Source organism: Brevibacterium sediminis, from assembly GCF_024895295.1.
Taxonomy (GTDB): Bacteria; Actinomycetota; Actinomycetes; order Actinomycetales; family Brevibacteriaceae; genus Brevibacterium; species Brevibacterium sediminis.
Genome location: NZ_JAHQRN010000002.1, coordinates 483,936 through 499,030 on the forward strand (window position 1 = coordinate 483,936; position 15,095 = coordinate 499,030).

Annotated in this window: 14 protein-coding genes; all 14 read left to right on the forward strand. The window is 59.5% G+C overall.

Features of this window, described 5'->3' with window-relative positions; genetic code table 11:
* Positions 1-205: 205 nt before the first annotated feature.
* The 14 genes from KTJ89_RS06610 (at position 206) to KTJ89_RS06675 (ending at position 15,024) form a co-directional block, all read left to right on the forward strand.
* Positions 206-964 (forward strand): hypothetical protein, encoded by a 759-nt coding sequence (locus tag KTJ89_RS06610; protein ID WP_259357140.1) that lies wholly within the window; start codon positions 206-208, stop codon positions 962-964.
* A gap of 56 nt (positions 965-1,020) precedes the next feature.
* Complete coding sequence (locus KTJ89_RS06615; RefSeq protein WP_259357141.1) at positions 1,021-1,347, forward strand: hypothetical protein; 327 nt, start codon at positions 1,021-1,023, stop codon at positions 1,345-1,347.
* 26 nt (positions 1,348-1,373) lie between these two features.
* A complete protein-coding gene (locus KTJ89_RS06620) occupies positions 1,374-2,531 on the forward strand; it encodes a TrbL/VirB6 family protein (RefSeq protein ID WP_259357142.1) in 1,158 nt (385 codons plus the stop codon).
* Between the two features lie 5 nt (positions 2,532-2,536).
* Positions 2,537-4,174: an SCO6880 family protein gene (locus KTJ89_RS06625; RefSeq protein WP_259357143.1), complete on the forward strand. Its 1,638-nt coding sequence runs from the start codon at positions 2,537-2,539 to the stop codon at positions 4,172-4,174.
* Entirely contained in the window at positions 4,174-5,751 is a 1,578-nt protein-coding gene (locus tag KTJ89_RS06630) for a putative type IV secretion/conjugal transfer ATPase (protein ID WP_259357144.1), read from the forward strand. Before KTJ89_RS06625 ends, KTJ89_RS06630 begins: the two co-directional genes overlap by 1 nt.
* Entirely contained in the window at positions 5,751-7,766 is a 2,016-nt protein-coding gene (locus KTJ89_RS06635) for a type IV secretory system conjugative DNA transfer family protein (RefSeq protein WP_259357145.1), read from the forward strand. Before KTJ89_RS06630 ends, KTJ89_RS06635 begins: the two co-directional genes overlap by 1 nt.
* A gap of 729 nt (positions 7,767-8,495) precedes the next feature.
* A complete protein-coding gene (locus tag KTJ89_RS06640) occupies positions 8,496-9,368 on the forward strand; it encodes a hypothetical protein (protein WP_259357146.1) in 873 nt (290 codons plus the stop codon).
* A 15-nt stretch (positions 9,369-9,383) separates the two neighbouring features.
* The gene (locus tag KTJ89_RS06645; RefSeq protein WP_259357147.1) at positions 9,384-9,974 is read left to right on the forward strand and encodes a hypothetical protein; all 591 of its coding nucleotides are present in this window, start codon (positions 9,384-9,386) and stop codon (positions 9,972-9,974) included.
* Between the two features lie 113 nt (positions 9,975-10,087).
* Positions 10,088-10,300, forward strand: a complete 213-nt coding sequence (locus tag KTJ89_RS06650) for a hypothetical protein (RefSeq protein WP_259357148.1) — start codon at positions 10,088-10,090, stop codon at positions 10,298-10,300.
* Positions 10,301-10,333: 33 nt separating this feature from the next.
* Complete coding sequence (locus KTJ89_RS06655; protein WP_259357149.1) at positions 10,334-10,687, forward strand: hypothetical protein; 354 nt, start codon at positions 10,334-10,336, stop codon at positions 10,685-10,687.
* A gap of 182 nt (positions 10,688-10,869) precedes the next feature.
* Positions 10,870-11,433 carry a single-stranded DNA-binding protein gene (locus tag KTJ89_RS06660; RefSeq protein ID WP_259357150.1) on the forward strand — a complete coding sequence of 188 codons (564 nt, stop codon included), beginning with the start codon at positions 10,870-10,872 and terminating at the stop codon, positions 11,431-11,433.
* A gap of 6 nt (positions 11,434-11,439) precedes the next feature.
* Complete coding sequence (locus tag KTJ89_RS06665; protein WP_259357151.1) at positions 11,440-12,795, forward strand: hypothetical protein; 1,356 nt, start codon at positions 11,440-11,442, stop codon at positions 12,793-12,795.
* Between the two features lie 150 nt (positions 12,796-12,945).
* Positions 12,946-13,599 (forward strand): DNA-methyltransferase, encoded by a 654-nt coding sequence (locus KTJ89_RS06670; RefSeq protein WP_259357152.1) that lies wholly within the window; start codon positions 12,946-12,948, stop codon positions 13,597-13,599.
* Between the two features lie 24 nt (positions 13,600-13,623).
* Positions 13,624-15,024, forward strand: a complete 1,401-nt coding sequence (locus KTJ89_RS06675; RefSeq protein WP_259357153.1) for a hypothetical protein — start codon at positions 13,624-13,626, stop codon at positions 15,022-15,024.
* Positions 15,025-15,095: the final 71 nt, after the last annotated feature.

Sequence of the window (15,095 nt, forward strand, 5' to 3'; positions counted from 1 at the left end):
ATAGCCGGTCTGCTCCTGGCAGTGCTCATTTTCCTGCCAGGAGCAGTGTTGTGGCTGTTCGAGTAGTTCATATCTGACCGTCTACCTACCAGGGGCGGGTGTTCTCCACACGGAGGACGCCCGCCCCTTTTTTGTGCCCTGACAGACATGTGCTGGCCGCAGAGAGAAACGACTACGACAGTACATACCCATTTTGGAGACTTGGATGCTTGAAGATATCGCTCCACCGTTGACGCAGTTGAACACGGTTGCGGCGTGGTTCCTCGGGTCAGCAATCGCGCTTGCCGTCGTCGGAGCCGTGTGCCTGCTGTTTACCTGGCTGGCTGGAAAGACGTTCTCGATGCAGGACTGGGTGAAGAAGGGTCAGCTCGGGGTGGCGATGTTCTTCCTCGGTGCCATCCTGCTGGGCTCCATCGGCGGTGGAGTGCAGTGGTCATCGACGAACTCGAGGACTGAGGGCCTGCTTCCCGAGGCAGCGAAACAGAAAACGATCCGCGTGGACCGGAAAGCACCGCACTCGAAGTGCACGTCGACAGTGTCGATCTCGGCGAAGACCCACCTGAAAGCGAAGAAGGACGGATCAAACGACGATACCGGTGAGAACGGTCTGAAGTATCAGCCGACCGAGGCCGAGGCCGGGAAGATGGGCCGCGCAATTCGCGAGATCGGTGCCGATAAGTGGGATGCCGACAAGGCATGGACGAAGAGTCTGGCGTGGAAAGGCAACCTCGGTGATATGCCGTCGAAAGACGACTGGAAGAAGAACCGCATCGAGTACAACGCGAAGCACATGCCGATGTACTCACGCATCCAGTGGCAGCCCGACGGGAAGAAGGGCAACTGCGATAACACCAACTTCCACGCCGCCAAGGGTGCTCCCGTCGAAGTGATTTTCTTCGAAACATTCCTCGACAACAGTCCCAAGACCTACGGATACCGCAAGTTCACGATCCCCGTGAAGTAACACTCCCTCTCTTTCCCGGCACTGGGTCGGGGAATCCCTGAAAGGAATCAAGAAAGATGAACGCTGTACACGCTGAAATTATCAACACCAGTCTCGACGTCCTCGCCAAGGGCTACGACCCAGGAATCAAACCACGCTTCGATGCCCCCTGGATGGGGTTCTTCCGCACTCTCGGTGGACAGATCATCGGTACCGTTATCGCCTGCTTGGTGATTTTCATGGTCTGCGCCGCACTCGTGTGGGTGGCCTCGAAGGTCTTCGGAGTCGGGAACGGTCAGACACTGGGTCTGCAGGGCCTGCTCATCGGAGCAGTTGCTGCAGCAATTATCGGCTCCATCGGTGGTGCGGTCATGTACTTCTCCGGAATTCCCCTGTTCCCGTGATCCGACTGCACCGATGAGAGGCCAAGATGTATCTAGCTAAGGGCAAGGACTGGGGAGGAATCCTCGACGGTCCCTGGAAAGACTGGGGTGAGTCCCTCCAGGCTTTGATCCAGCAGTCCATCGACGGATTCGCGATCGCGTCCTGGGAATTCCTCAAGGGGGCATTCGGAGTCGGTTCATTCACCGCCGACGGTGGTGGATCGGACTGGTGGCTGGCCGTCATCGGAGGCAAGATCGAGGTCTACCAGGGCGGGGTGTACCAGCACACCGTGGAGTATCCCGGAATGCTCAACGTCATGGTCATTGCCATGGTTCCATTGTTGATCATCTTCCTGTCGATCCAGATCTTCATGTCCATTTATCGCGCATCGACGGCAGGGATGATCCGTGCATTCGCCTCAGCTGTCCTCGCGGTACCAGCAACGTATATCTGCGCCGGGATCGTCTACCTAGGACTGATCGGCACCGACCAACTCACACAGTGGATCCTCGAAGTCGGAGTCGGCGACACGAGCGGCGATGACGTTGGCGTCGGCGGAATCCTGCGCCTCTTCGGACTCTGGTGGGATCCATCGGCGAACAACAACGCCGGGGGAGTCCAAGTTGATGCGGGCTTTGAGATCTGGGCCATGGCCAACGGCACAGACCAGGTAGGACAGTCGATCCTGCCGTGGCTGGTGGCAGGCGTCATCCTCATCTCGTGCCTGATCCTCATGCTCATGATGCTCTTTCGCACCGTGATTGTTCTCGTCCTCGCGATGTTCACTCCCGTGGGAGTGTTCTCAATGTCGTGGGACGCGGCAAAGGGGATCGCGTCGAAATGGGCGAGCTTGGTAGTGGCTCTTCTCATGGCCAAACCCATCGCGGCGGCGGTCACGAAGTTCGGAATCACGATGGCCTCGATCGGGTCTGACTGGGTCCAAATGGCCGCTGGTGTGGTGTTGGTGCTCATCTCGGCGGCGATGCCGATCGTGATGATCAGCATCATTTCGTTCATGACACCTGACTCGGCGCGAATGCTCGAGCAGACAGCTGGCGGCTTCGCCATGGCCGGTCAGCGCCGGGTCTACGGCGGTATCGGGCGAGGAGGCCAGCGGGTGATGCGCAGCAGCACAAGTGCGGTGAGGAAATCATTTGGTGGGGCCTCCAGGGCCGGTCGCCGTCTCTTTACAGGCAGAAGGTGAAAACGATGAGTATGCAAACACTCAACAGTGAAGAAAGCGAATGGGACGGTGCCCGGTTCGGGCGCGAGGAATCGACCGGAATTGTCTTCGGACTCGACTTCCCTCAGGTGCTGTTCCTCGGAATCGGAATGGTCCTCGCCGTGGTCTTCGTCATTACGGGAGGATTCCCCGGTGGAACCTTGGCAGCGGCGGGAGCAGTCGCAGTGTTCGGCGGACTCGGCATTCCTCGGGTCTTCGGCAAGTCATTCATCAAATGGGTGCAAGTGTTCCTGTCGTCCTGGAGTCGGAAACGCACCGGGCAGAACGAGTTCATGCCAGAAGAAGAAGGTATTGACGTCGCTATCGGTGACGAGGGTGTTCAGTTGCTCCCGGAACTCGATGTCATTGACCCACCGAAGCGCAGTGAGGACACACCTCGCGATAAGAAGGGGCGCATCGCTCCGCTGAAGCCGGGTCGGCTGACGCTGCCCGGTGAGTTCGGTGAACTGCTGGTGTACCAGATGCCAGGGGGAGCAGCGTTCGCCTATGACCCGACGGCGAAAGAAGGCGTCGTCGTCGCCCAAATCTCGACGCATAAAGCCTTTGGTCTCGAATCGTTCGACAACCAAGAAGCACGCTTGCGTGCATGGGCAGAAGCAGAAGCAACGATCGCCGGTATCGACGGGGTTGTGAGAGTGCAGATGTCGGACCAGACCACGATCGTCTCTGGTGCTGCCGTCCTCGACCACTACGACCACGAAATCAACAACGCTCAAGTCGTCGAGGATCCCGATACGGGGGAGAAGGTCCACCAAGCCGGTGAGGGAATCGATCCGTTCTTGCACCAGTCCTTGGTCGACATGCTCTCGGCGGCTGAGGGACAGCCGGTCCACGGAATGTGGATGTCCATCGTTCTGAGCCAGACAAAACTGGCGAAACGCATTCACTCCTCAGGACGAGGAATCCGAGGCTTCATGGAAACCGCTCTGGTGGCTATGGGAGCCATCGAATCGGCTCTGCCAGAGTCGGGAACAGAAGTGGTTCGGTGGCATTCTCCCCGGTCGTTGGCAGCACTGGTGCGATCAGCGTTCGACCCAGCGTCATCGGTCGAGATCTCAGAGCGTGGCGACGACGGTGTGAACGTGTCAGCGGCAGGTCCCATGTACGCCAAAGACTCGTTGGCGACGTTCTCATCCGAGGATGCCCTGCATCGGACATTTAAGATCTCGGAATTCCCTCGGTCTCAGGCACAGTTGGGGTTCCTCTCCGGGTTCATCTTCTCCGGTGACTTCAGGCACACGGTCAGCGTGTACATGAAGCCCCGCGATATTGGTAAGGCGCTGAAGACGAACGAACGGTCCAGGGCGACCTGGGGTACGAACGATACGATCCGGCAGAAGCTGGGCAAGCAGAAGACCCGACGCAACGACCGCCAGATCGAGGACCTAGACCAGGAGGAAGAGGAACTCGTGCGGGGGCACGCGGCGTTGAAGATGACGATCCTCATCACGGTTTCGGCGTTCTCGGAAGAAGAGATGGACGCCAACATCTCCCAGTTGAAGACCTCGGCTGCTCGCGCGAACTGTGAAGTTCGAGTGATGTACGGCCAGCAAGACAGTGCGTTCATGGCATCGGCAACTCCTTTGGGCAGGTTGAGTGTGTAATGGCTAAAAAGCAGCATGTTTTCGCGTTCATCGACGGGGACAAGAGGACCCGTAAGGAACAGGCCAGGGCAGTGCGTACCCTGGGCCTCGAGGCGCAACGACAGTTGGCTGAGGCACAGCCGAAGAAAGACCTCAATGCAGGCTTTCCGAAACGTCGGTGGTCTTCCGGTGGCCAACCGCGGCAGAATTCGGGACGCGGGGCGAGGATGCTTACCGATGGGGGAGTGAAAGTCGCCGGTCACACTGCGGCCACAGCATACCCTTACTGTGCCGGTCCGAACCTGGGAGCGTCGGGGCCGCCGATTGGTGAAGACCTCTACGGCGGTGGGCTGTTCTGCGCGGACCCGTGGGATCTGTACCGGCGTGGCATCATCTCGGGAATGGCGATGCTGCTGTTCGGCACGGTGGGAACGGGAAAGTCGTCGCTGGCGAAGTCATGGACGACTCGTCTGGTGCAGTTTGGGAAGAAGCTCGCTGTCGCCAGTGACCTCAAGGGCGAGTGGACCGAAGTGATTCACCGCCTCAAGGGCAAAGTCATTCAGATCGGTCCCGGCCTCCCAACTCGCCTCAATCCCCTCGAAGAGGGAGTGCGTCCGTCAATTGACCGCATGGGCAACCCTCTTTCGGACGAGGGATGGAAGATGATGGTCCGGACTCGTCGTCTCTCGATCCTCACAACGATCGTGAAGATCCTCACCGGGCAAGACGACCTCACCCCAGCAGAGAATAATGCGCTGCAGGAAGGAGTCGAAGGTGCTTTAGAGATTGCCGAACGTGCTGGCCGAATGATGATCATCCCCGACGTGATCGACGCGTTGAAGGTGGCGCAGAAGAGTGCACCGGGCAAAATTGCTAGTGCCTGCGAGGATCTCGTGATGTCGCTGGAGCGGATGATCACCGGCGACGTCGGAGGCATGTTCGACGGATTGTCAACGGTGACCTTCGACGATGCTGTCCCAGCGGTGTCGATCGACACTGCGGCCCTGCGAGGAGCCACGCAGACTGGACGGCGTGTAGCGTCGGCGTGCTGTGGCACCTGGATCGAAGCGATGGTGACGAACCCAGACGCCGGTCAACGCCTCGTCGTTTATGAAGAGGGATGGGATGCAGTCACCTCTCGGGCCGACCTCGAGCGGATGGTCGAGAACTGGAAGCTCGCTCGCGATTACGGCATCTTCAACATTCTCATCCTCCACAAGGTCTCAGACTTGAACATGGCCGGTGATCAAGGATCCCAAATGGCTGCAATGGCGAAGTCGTTGCTGGCGGACGCGGATATCAAGGTCATCTACCGTCAGGACGCGGCAGCACTGCGGTCAACGACGGAAGAGCTGGAGCTCAACGACAAAGAGCGCCAGATCCTGAAGACCTTGCCCAAAGGCACCGGACTGTGGCGGATGGGGCAGAAAACGTTCCACGTCAGCAACGACCTCACGGACGAAGAGGAACCACTGTTCGATACCGACCAACGGTTGCGGGCTTCCGGAGATACCGGTGAAGATGATGCGTTCGTGCCGGTCGGCGATCACCGATTCACTGACTGGGCGGCACCAGGAGCAGGGAGGGACGTCGCATAATGGGACTGTTCCAGGAACGCGATAACCAGATGATGGTGTCGTCGAAAGGCGACATCATTCTCTACATCGTCGCCGGGTGCGTCGGGATTCTGGCGTTGCTTACCGGGCTGGCCATGATGGTCAACCGCTTCGCCTGCGGGGCGTGGGCAACACCGTCAGGGATCTTCGACGTGTTCTCATTCTTCAACTCGGGCGATGCGTCCGCATTTGGCACCACCGCGACAGGGTGCACAGCGTCGACCGCAGCTATCGGCACCGTGTGGGTGATCGCCCTACTCATCGTCAGCGGGGGAGTGCTCTTCGGAATCGTGAAATATCGGGACTATCTCGAGTCGGATGGGTATTTCATCAAGAAGCTGCGCGAACGCCGCGGTGTCGCCAAACGCCGTGAGGTGAGCAGAGCGGTCGGCCCACGTGCGGCGGGTAAGGCCGTCAAGAACGTCAGACCGACAATGGTCGACAAATCGGTCCAGGCGAAAACACTGCGAGCAGTGGGGCTAGCGAAAATCGCTCCCGAACTCGGCAACATCGAATTCGGACGAAGTGAAGGCATCCAGTCCTGGATTGCATTGGAAGAATCAATCTGCTTTATCGGCCCACCACGGTCAGGTAAAGGCGTCAACGTCCTCGTGAAGGCCATCATCGACGTGCCTGGCCCAGTGATCACAACGTCATCTCGTGCGGACAACTACTCGATGACGGCAAGCATTCGTGCTCGCAAAGGCCCCGTGACACTGTTCGACCCGCAGGGATTGACCGGAAAGCCGACAAGCTTGAAATGGTCTCCGATCACCGGGTGCGAAAGAGGAATCGTCGCGAGCCAGAGAGCAACCTCGTTGATCTCTGCAACCGGTCTGAACGACGACTCATCGAACTCAGAGTGGAAACCCGCCGCAGTGACGATCATGCAGTCCCTGCTCCATGCCTGTGCCCTGGACGGGGCTGGCGTCGACCCCCTGATGCGGTGGGGCACGTCCCCGGCAGGCGCGAAAGACGCCGTGAAGATCCTGCGCGAATACGAAGCCATGGGAATGGCCGAAATCGGCTGGGCAGCGAGCCTCGAATCCGAAATCGAGTCAGACCCGAAGATGCGGACGAACAAGTGGTTCGGCGTCGCCAACGCGGTCAGTGGCCTCAGCGTCGGTGCCGTTCGCGAGGTCATGAACCCGAAAGGCAAGGAAGAAGAATTCAACATCGACGAGTTCATTGAGAACTCGGGCACCCTCTACATCATGGGAACGAAAACCGGTGGTTCGTCAGCCGGTGCGTTCCTCGTGGCGATGATGGATGCCATCACCGAACGTGGACGAGAAATCGCAGCCAAACGCGAAGGAAACAGACTCGATCCTCCAATGGCTCTCGTGCTCGATGAGATCGCTAACATCACCAAAGCCTGGGACGGGCTTGTCCCCCTCATGGCCGACGGCGGAGGCGTCGGAATCTGCGTCATGGCCGTGTTCCAGTCCATGGCACAGGTGCGCAACTCCTGGGGCGAACAAGCGGCGTCAGCACTATTCGACGCGGCAACAGTGAAAATCCAGCTAGGCGGAGCCTCGAACACTCAGGACTTGGAGGTGCTGTCGACGCTGGCGGGAAATCGTGAAGTACTCAGGGCGTCTCGGACTCGGCAGAACGACGGAACGACGGTCTCGGAACAATTGCATGAGAAGAAAGTCTTCGAAGTCTCGGAGCTGCGTCGACTGCCGTTCGGATGGTCGGTCGTGTTCTTCCGCAATAAGCGTCCGATGCTCATGCACCTGACCCCGTATTGGAAGTCGAAGTACGCCGCTGAGATCAACATGACGAAGAAGCTCTACGCTCAGTCGCTGCTCGAAGACAGCGAGCACGACCGGTGGGAACACCATCTGGCCACGGCAACAACGGCAGAGACGGTTGAAGGCGAAGTCGTCGAGGCCAACACGGAAGTCTCTGAGGCGCAGGTGAAGACACGGCCGCGAGCAGAGGACGGTGGGCCGGATAACAAGCCTGAGCCGCCATCCGTGACGATGTTCTGATGCGGGTGATGAGTGATGAGTCGGCTCAGCCTGACGCGGACAGGGTCGAACGCCTACCAGGCGGGGTATCTGTGGTCCCAGCAGTGGCATTGGAGACGGCGCCGGTGGTTCCGCGATCGTCGTGATGCGGGATTGGAGCCAGCTTGCCAGGTGTGTGGTGTTCGGCTCGAGGATGCAGGAAGTCTCGATCTGCACCACGTGTCGTATGAGGGTGTGATCGAGAATGCTGATGGTTCTTGGACGGCGCGCGAGGCCGACGAGGATCTGATGCCGTTATGTCGGGGGCATCACCAAGCGGTGCACCGGCTGATGGACCGGAAACGAGACTTTTACGGATGGGATCGGCGACGGGCAACGCTCGTGATCGTTGCTCACCTCCGTTCGAGAGGGGAAAAGAGATGACAGTAGATTCAACAATCGGAGGGTCCACGATGAGTGCGAGCAGTGCTGCGAAGCCGATGTTATGTGAGGTGTGCGGACGTTTCGCTGAACTCGAATGGCATTCGATCAGCGTGGACTACGACACCGCGATGGAGTGCTCGGCCTCGGTCACATCAGGTGGAGCTGGGTACTGGTTGTGCTCGGATCTGTGTCATTCAACAGCACACGAGCTGATGAAGGACGAAACAGGGGAAGGCCGTTCTGCAAAGGTCATCGGAGCAATGGTGCGCCGCTTAGCCGAGGCAGTGTCAGTCAAGGCACGGAAGTATCACAAGAAGGGACGGACCAATGGCTGATGAGTCCGACACCACACCGGAACCTGAAGACGATGTGGATCCTAGTGACCTCGATGCTCTGTTAGCGAAGATCACGGACCCGGAACAGGTCTATGGCAGTACCCAGACCTCGTCCTACGTCGACCCAGGGCTGATGGGATTGGCTGAAGAGACCGCGTACCCAGCATGGTTGGGGATCCGGTGGCGGGAGATCCCGGTCGAACTTCAACAAGAAGCATGGGTGGGCCTGCGCCGTTGGGTGGATTGGCTGATCGCGGAATTCAAGATCACCAAGGCAGTGATCCCTCCCTGCTGGTTCCGGCACTCAGAAATCGTTGCCGAACTCCATGCAGCTATGAACCTGGAATGGAAGGCCTGGGAAGAGGGCGCTCCGACGGTGAACCCGATGTGGATGTGGTTGCCCCAGTTGCAGGCCATGATCGTGCGACTGCGTGCCTGTGTTGACGAGCTCGGCGGGTGCGGGGAGGGAAAGCATCACGAACCCGAGCTGGTGAAACGTGATTATGACGAAGACCTGTGGGAGCAGACAGTGTTCACTCGCATAGAGACGAAGACAATGGATCGGCCCGATGCTGCAGGAGAGGCGACTTACGTGCGAGTGCGTGTTGTCGATGACAACGGGGAGATCGTCAGCGAGTCGAACCTCGGAGGTGCTGGAGCGAGGCGAACGGCTCGCAGGGATTCAGCGGCTGTCCTCACTGGTGATGGTGTGCCTGGTGGGTCGGATGCCGTGTTGACGACGACGGTGAACCAGGTACCCGAGGTCGTCGAACTTGTGTGGGAGAAAGCTGATTCCCAGGACGGTCCATGGACCGGATTCGATGACGACGGTGAAGACGAAGATCAGCCGCCGGCGGATTTGTGAGGGAAGGGAGAAGTCATGGTGACAAAAAGTGAACTCGCGGCGACTGAGGCTGCGAATGACCGAGCCAGCGATGAGTTTGATCTCGCCCACGCCCGAGCTGGTCGGGCGCAGGAGGCGTTGGGACGGCTGCAGTGCCGGTTCTCATGGAGGTCTGAAGTTTTCCGGCCCGGGTGGCCTGTGCTGTGGTGTGGGAGGCCGGAAGGTCATGAAGGGAATCACGATGCACGGTTCTATCTGGAAGAGGACCCGTCTGAGGAGTTCGCGGTCGCGGTCGCCGAATGGGTGTCGGCAGCTGGCGCTGCCGAGAAGGCGGCCATGCGATTGTTGGAAACATGGAGCGCGGTCGAACGGTTGGAGCGTCCGGAAGTCGCCGCTGACATTGACGAAGCCTGCCGAGAAAGAGAGCTGGACGGGATCTTGGAGTCGATGGAGGCTGCGGAGCGGAGGGAATGGGAAGAGTCACGGTTCTGCGAAGTCGCCGAAGTTGTCGACGAGTTTGGTCAGTATCCGTTGGACGGTTTCTGGGATCCACGCTGGGGCAGCTCGTTAAGTGAAACCGAAGAAGACGAGAACAGAGAAGCCGCCTGCGGACCTGTGAGCGGTTGAGAGACCGAGTCGAAAGGGGGACCACGGTGAAACAAAGAGAAGCGTTCGAGCGCCAGCTTGGTACGTGTTATCGCACTGCAATCCAGGTTGCTGACGAAGACGGTGGATCTTGGATGGTCGAGGACCTCGACGGGAACGAGATCTGCTGGATCTTTGAGTACTCCGATGGCTGGAAACGCAAAACCCCGTTGGCGAACTACCCGCAGGACCGTTACGAGAGCTTCAGAGCTGCATTGGATGCTCACGTGGCCGCGATCGATGCGTCCGCTGGTGTTCAGACGGATGAGTTGTTCTGGATGGGCAAGGGCCTGCCTCGGTGGGTGTGAACGAGCAACGAGAGTACGAGGAAGGAAGAAATCATGGTGACAGAGACCGAATTTGCAAAAGCGGCACGTGAGTTGCACCTGGCGGTTGACGCCGCTCGACAGGCAGAAGTGGAAGTCTCCGAGGCTCGGTGTGCGTTGGAGGAAATGCAATGTTTCAAGGTGTTCCATTCTGTGATTGCAGATGCGGATGGCGACGAGATCGCGTTCGTGCCGACGCTGTGCGGCCTTCGAAAGGGGCATGAGGGGCCGCACGGTGAAGAGGAATGCGAGTCGGCAGTCATCCTCGACCTCGACGAGGCCCATACAATCCCAGAGAGCTCAGGGTGGATCCGCGAAATGGGTCGGAAGGCTCGTGCGCTATTCGCGGTGGGACCGGGCCGTGGGTGAATCCCGTGACCCAACGGGTTTGAGCGAGGGAAAGCGGTGGCCTGATTGCCCAGGTCACCGCTTTCAGTGTGTTTACGGTGTTTCGGGTGGAAATGTTTGTCACTCGAAGAGACATACCGGCTGGTGGGTACTCCTGGTGAGTCGCAATGAATGCGGTCTCACGATTAAGGAGAGTGACCACGATGGCCGAGAAGAGAACCATCAAAGCATATGTTGCTGCCGACCCCGAACTGATTACCACCCCGGAGGGCAAGCAGTTCGCTGCGTTTCCCGTAGTCGAGAACAAACGGTATAAGGATCCGGAAACGCAGGAGTGGAAAGACGCAAAGGCCACTCGGTACGAGGTCACTGTCGACCAACCGAAGCTACGTGACAACGTTCTTGCCTCACTCGAAAGCGGTCAGCGCGTCACCGTCGAAGGCAATTACGTTGCGAAGCCCTACATTGATTCGCACGGCAATCAGCGGATCGGACACAAGATCTTCGGCCACGATATTTCGGCCAGCTACATGCACGAACCACAGGGTCGCGGCGGTGTTGCCGAGGGACGGGACACCCAGCAGGACGTGAATCAGAATATGAACGGCCCGGGGACCGAGCACGAGGCCTCGCCTACATGGGGGCAGAACCCGGACCCGTACCCACAACATTCACAGCAGTTCGCCGACCGCGGCCAGCCAGTCCACCAGCAGTACTCACCCCCTCCGCCACCGGATCACGCACCGGATGCCGGTCTGGGACGGTGAACGGACATGGTTGATGCCTTCGAACCGGGCTCCACGCCGGGCAGCGATCTGCATAAAGAACGGCTCGCTGAAGCCGACGCGGTAGTCAGTCGGATGCGAAGGGAAGTGGTCATCCGCCTCGCGAATGCGCACGAAGACTTGATGAAGCGTCCCGCACGAGACCGATTCCTCATCGACGACGAACTGCGGTACCGGCTGACTGAGGCCGTGTCAGCAGCGGGAATGTCCCGTGCCATTCGTATCTATGAGGAATCCAGCACCGTGCTGCAGCTCGCTGGAGACACGGAAGGGCATCGGGAAACGGCAGCGCGTGCCGCACACTTGAAAGCCTTCCAGGCTGCGATCACGGCCGCTGAGAGCGATTCGCGGCCATGGTTGGCCGGAATGTCAGTGACAACAGCAGAGGTCGTGAGCCCTGAGCGTATGCCGGATCTGCGGCAAACCCGCGAGTGGGGCGTGATGCAGCAAGCCAGCCTGGAGGCGACGGTCTCGTGCATGCCACCGAATCCAGAGAGCTGGACGGCCGCTGATGGGCAGGGTCTTCAACGTTTGGAGGCCCAGGACGCTGATGTTGCGGCATGGTCGGCTGCGGATCGGCCACCGTCGGAAAATCTGCCTCTCGATGAACCGGTGGCGGCCGGTCACCTCTTGCGTCAGCAGATTGCGGAACGACTCAAGCCCAGCTGCCGTCGAACTGATCTCAATGAGGATACCAAGTACGAGGTGTATTCCAGTCACGAGTACTGGAGGGATACTCAAACTCGCTTGGTATCGGTGGGCGTTCCTGAGGGTGCGGACCTCGAGCAAGAAGAATTCGTCGAGGTACCCAATGAGAATGCCCCTGCGCCGACGAGTGATTGGTGGGCGTTGCGCAATGGTGTCCCGGTCGAGATTGATTCGTTCCCACCTCCGAACGAGTCTGTTCAACAGCACGCTGACGTGCGATTCAAGCTGCCCCGTCCGGTGTGGGAAGCGAGCCGGGAGTCTATGGGGCCGGCGTTCGACCACGCCGTGATCGAGGGCGAGAACGACGTCGACGTGACCGTCAGCGCACAGCAGCGCGTCGAGCTGCGAGAGCGAGCTGAAGACGTGCAGTTCAGAACTGTCTATGAGGCGGAAGAACGCATTGAGTTTATCCAGAGCGGCGACGATTACGGCCGCGACGGCGGAGAAGCTGCACAGGAGGTGGCCGACGAGCGGACCGCCTCGGAGCGGGTGGCGTATCAGTGCAGTGTCGTCGTCGGTGCGCTCAACTCAGCCAAGCCCGTGACGATGCACAACAGCGTCCCGGCCCCGTCGGTGGCGGCGCACTTAGTTCCTCCACCGACCCCGTCCGCTGCCGGTGCGGACCTGGATCGGTGATCGAATATGGATCCCTACTACGAGGACGAGCACGTGGTGATCTACCACGGCGACTGCAGTGAAATCTTGCCGCAGGTTTCAAAAGCCGAGCACATCATCACGGACCCACCTTATGGCGAGCACATTCACTCGAATGCGCGTTCTGGTCGGATGAGAGCAGCCAAAGACCGCGGAGGCCGCTACGGTGCCGATGTACGTCGCACCGTTGATCTGGGTTTCGACCATCTTGACGAAGACCTCAGACGCTGGTGCGCTGCCGAGTTCGCCCGTCTGGCCGAGCGGTGGGTGCTCGTGTTCTCCGACGTTGAATCTGACCACCTCTGGCGATCTGACCTGACAGGGGCCGGACTGGATTACGTGCGTACAGGGGCATGGGTGAAGCTCGGAGCGACACCACAGTTCTCCGGGGACCGTCCCGCATCCGGCTTCGAGGCAATCACTATCGCTCACCCGAAAGGTCGGAAGAGGTGGAACGGCGGAGGCAAGCACGCTGTGTGGTCGTTCCCAATCGTGCTCGACCGTGGCCGCACCGGGGCGCGGCTCCACACCACTCAGAAACCTCAGGAACTCATGCACACACTTCTGTCACAGTTCACTGACCCCGGAGAGACGATCCTCGACCCGTTCGTCGGGTCAGGAACGACGCTGGCGGCGGCACGGATGCTCGGACGAAAAGGAATTGGCATCGAGATCAACGAACGCTACTGCGAGGTGATGGCACGCCGTTTCGACCAAGGAGTTCTCCCAGTGGCAGACACCAGTGATACCCCCACAATCGGCGGTTTTGCCCGTCTGAGTGCCTGAGACAACACGAGAAAGAGGATGACCATGAACTTCATTGAGCTAGAACAATTGCACGCAGAACTAGCGGCTGCGCCTCCCGGAACGGCGATGCGTTTGGGCGTGGCAGGGAATACGCCGGATGATGTCGCGTTGCGATGGGAACGCTGGAGTGAACTTGCCGACTATGAACAGCAGTTGCGTCGCCAAGGACGAGACGCCGGAGAGCACGAGAGTCCCAGGATCTTCGGTCTCGATGCCGTCGGTTACGCGTATGGCGACCTCGACCGGCTCGAAAACGACGGGGTCCTGATTTATGCGATGGAAGCACATCTAGATACCGGCCATGGGGAAGTGTCACCCGAAGTCATCGAAAGAGTGGTCGAGGACGCGATCGCGGACGCTCGGAACGCGGACAGAACAGTGCGGGTGCCGGGGCGCGACGAAGCCTCGCAGTGGTGGGAAGACGAACAAGACGTGTATCGAAACCATCAAGAGGCTGAGAGTGGTCCCCAGGACCTGGTTGAAGCTGATGAGGCCGTAGTGCTGCTTCGGCGACGTGTCGTTGACGCTCTTGTCCATGGGCAGACCATGGCGGAAGATCCGACGCGCCGTGCCGAGGCTGAGCGGTACATCAAACGTGAAATCGCTATGACTCGTGAGCACGTGGAGCTCGCGACGAAAAAGTACACGGCAGCGGCTAGAGACTTCCACGAAACGAGAGACCGGGAGTCCACGCCTGATTCACTTCGCGAGTTGTTCGAGGCGAACAGACAGGTTGCCGCGAGCAGAGCTGCCGCTTTGACCGCGTACTCGTTGGCCCTGGAGCGAGCAGCGCGCCGGACGACACCATTCATGGCGTGCCTGCGGCGGAGTCTGAGCGAACGATTCCCTCATCAGGACCGGGAGATTCTCGCGACGAAAGCTGGCAGGCTCACCGAGCAGTCCAGCGTCGAGGCGGCACTGCGATTGACTCCGAGAGATCCAGTGAACTGGTATCCCGACCAGGACGGGATGATCAAGCGGATCCACCGCTATATCGACACAGCCCAGGAGCGGGATCGCCTCGATTGGGACGAAATGGTCGATCGACGTCATCTACCTCGCACTCCCACCCTGAGGGGGCAAGGATTAGCGATGGCTTGCTATGACGTAATCAGCAGGGAGCAAAAGAACCTGAGTGACCGGTGGCGGAAATTGTCATCGGTCGAACGATCCATCGTGGATGACCGCGGAGTCAACAGTGCCCGAGCGCATGACTACTCAACAGCGATTGGGCTTCCCGCCATGCCTGCTCTTGCAATGGCTGATCAGGCCAGGGAAGAGGGCGAGGGCCTGAGCCTGCAGAAGTGGATGGTCGAGAAGGCCGCAGACCCGCAGAGCATGTACGGGGTGGAACCGCCCACAGTCGAGTTCGAACAGACGTCGACGTTTGAGATGTGGAAGTGAACGGTCATGGCCAATACCGATATTGCTGAGATCCGCGACCGGATGGGTCTGCGAGTTCGCGTCGTGAGGCA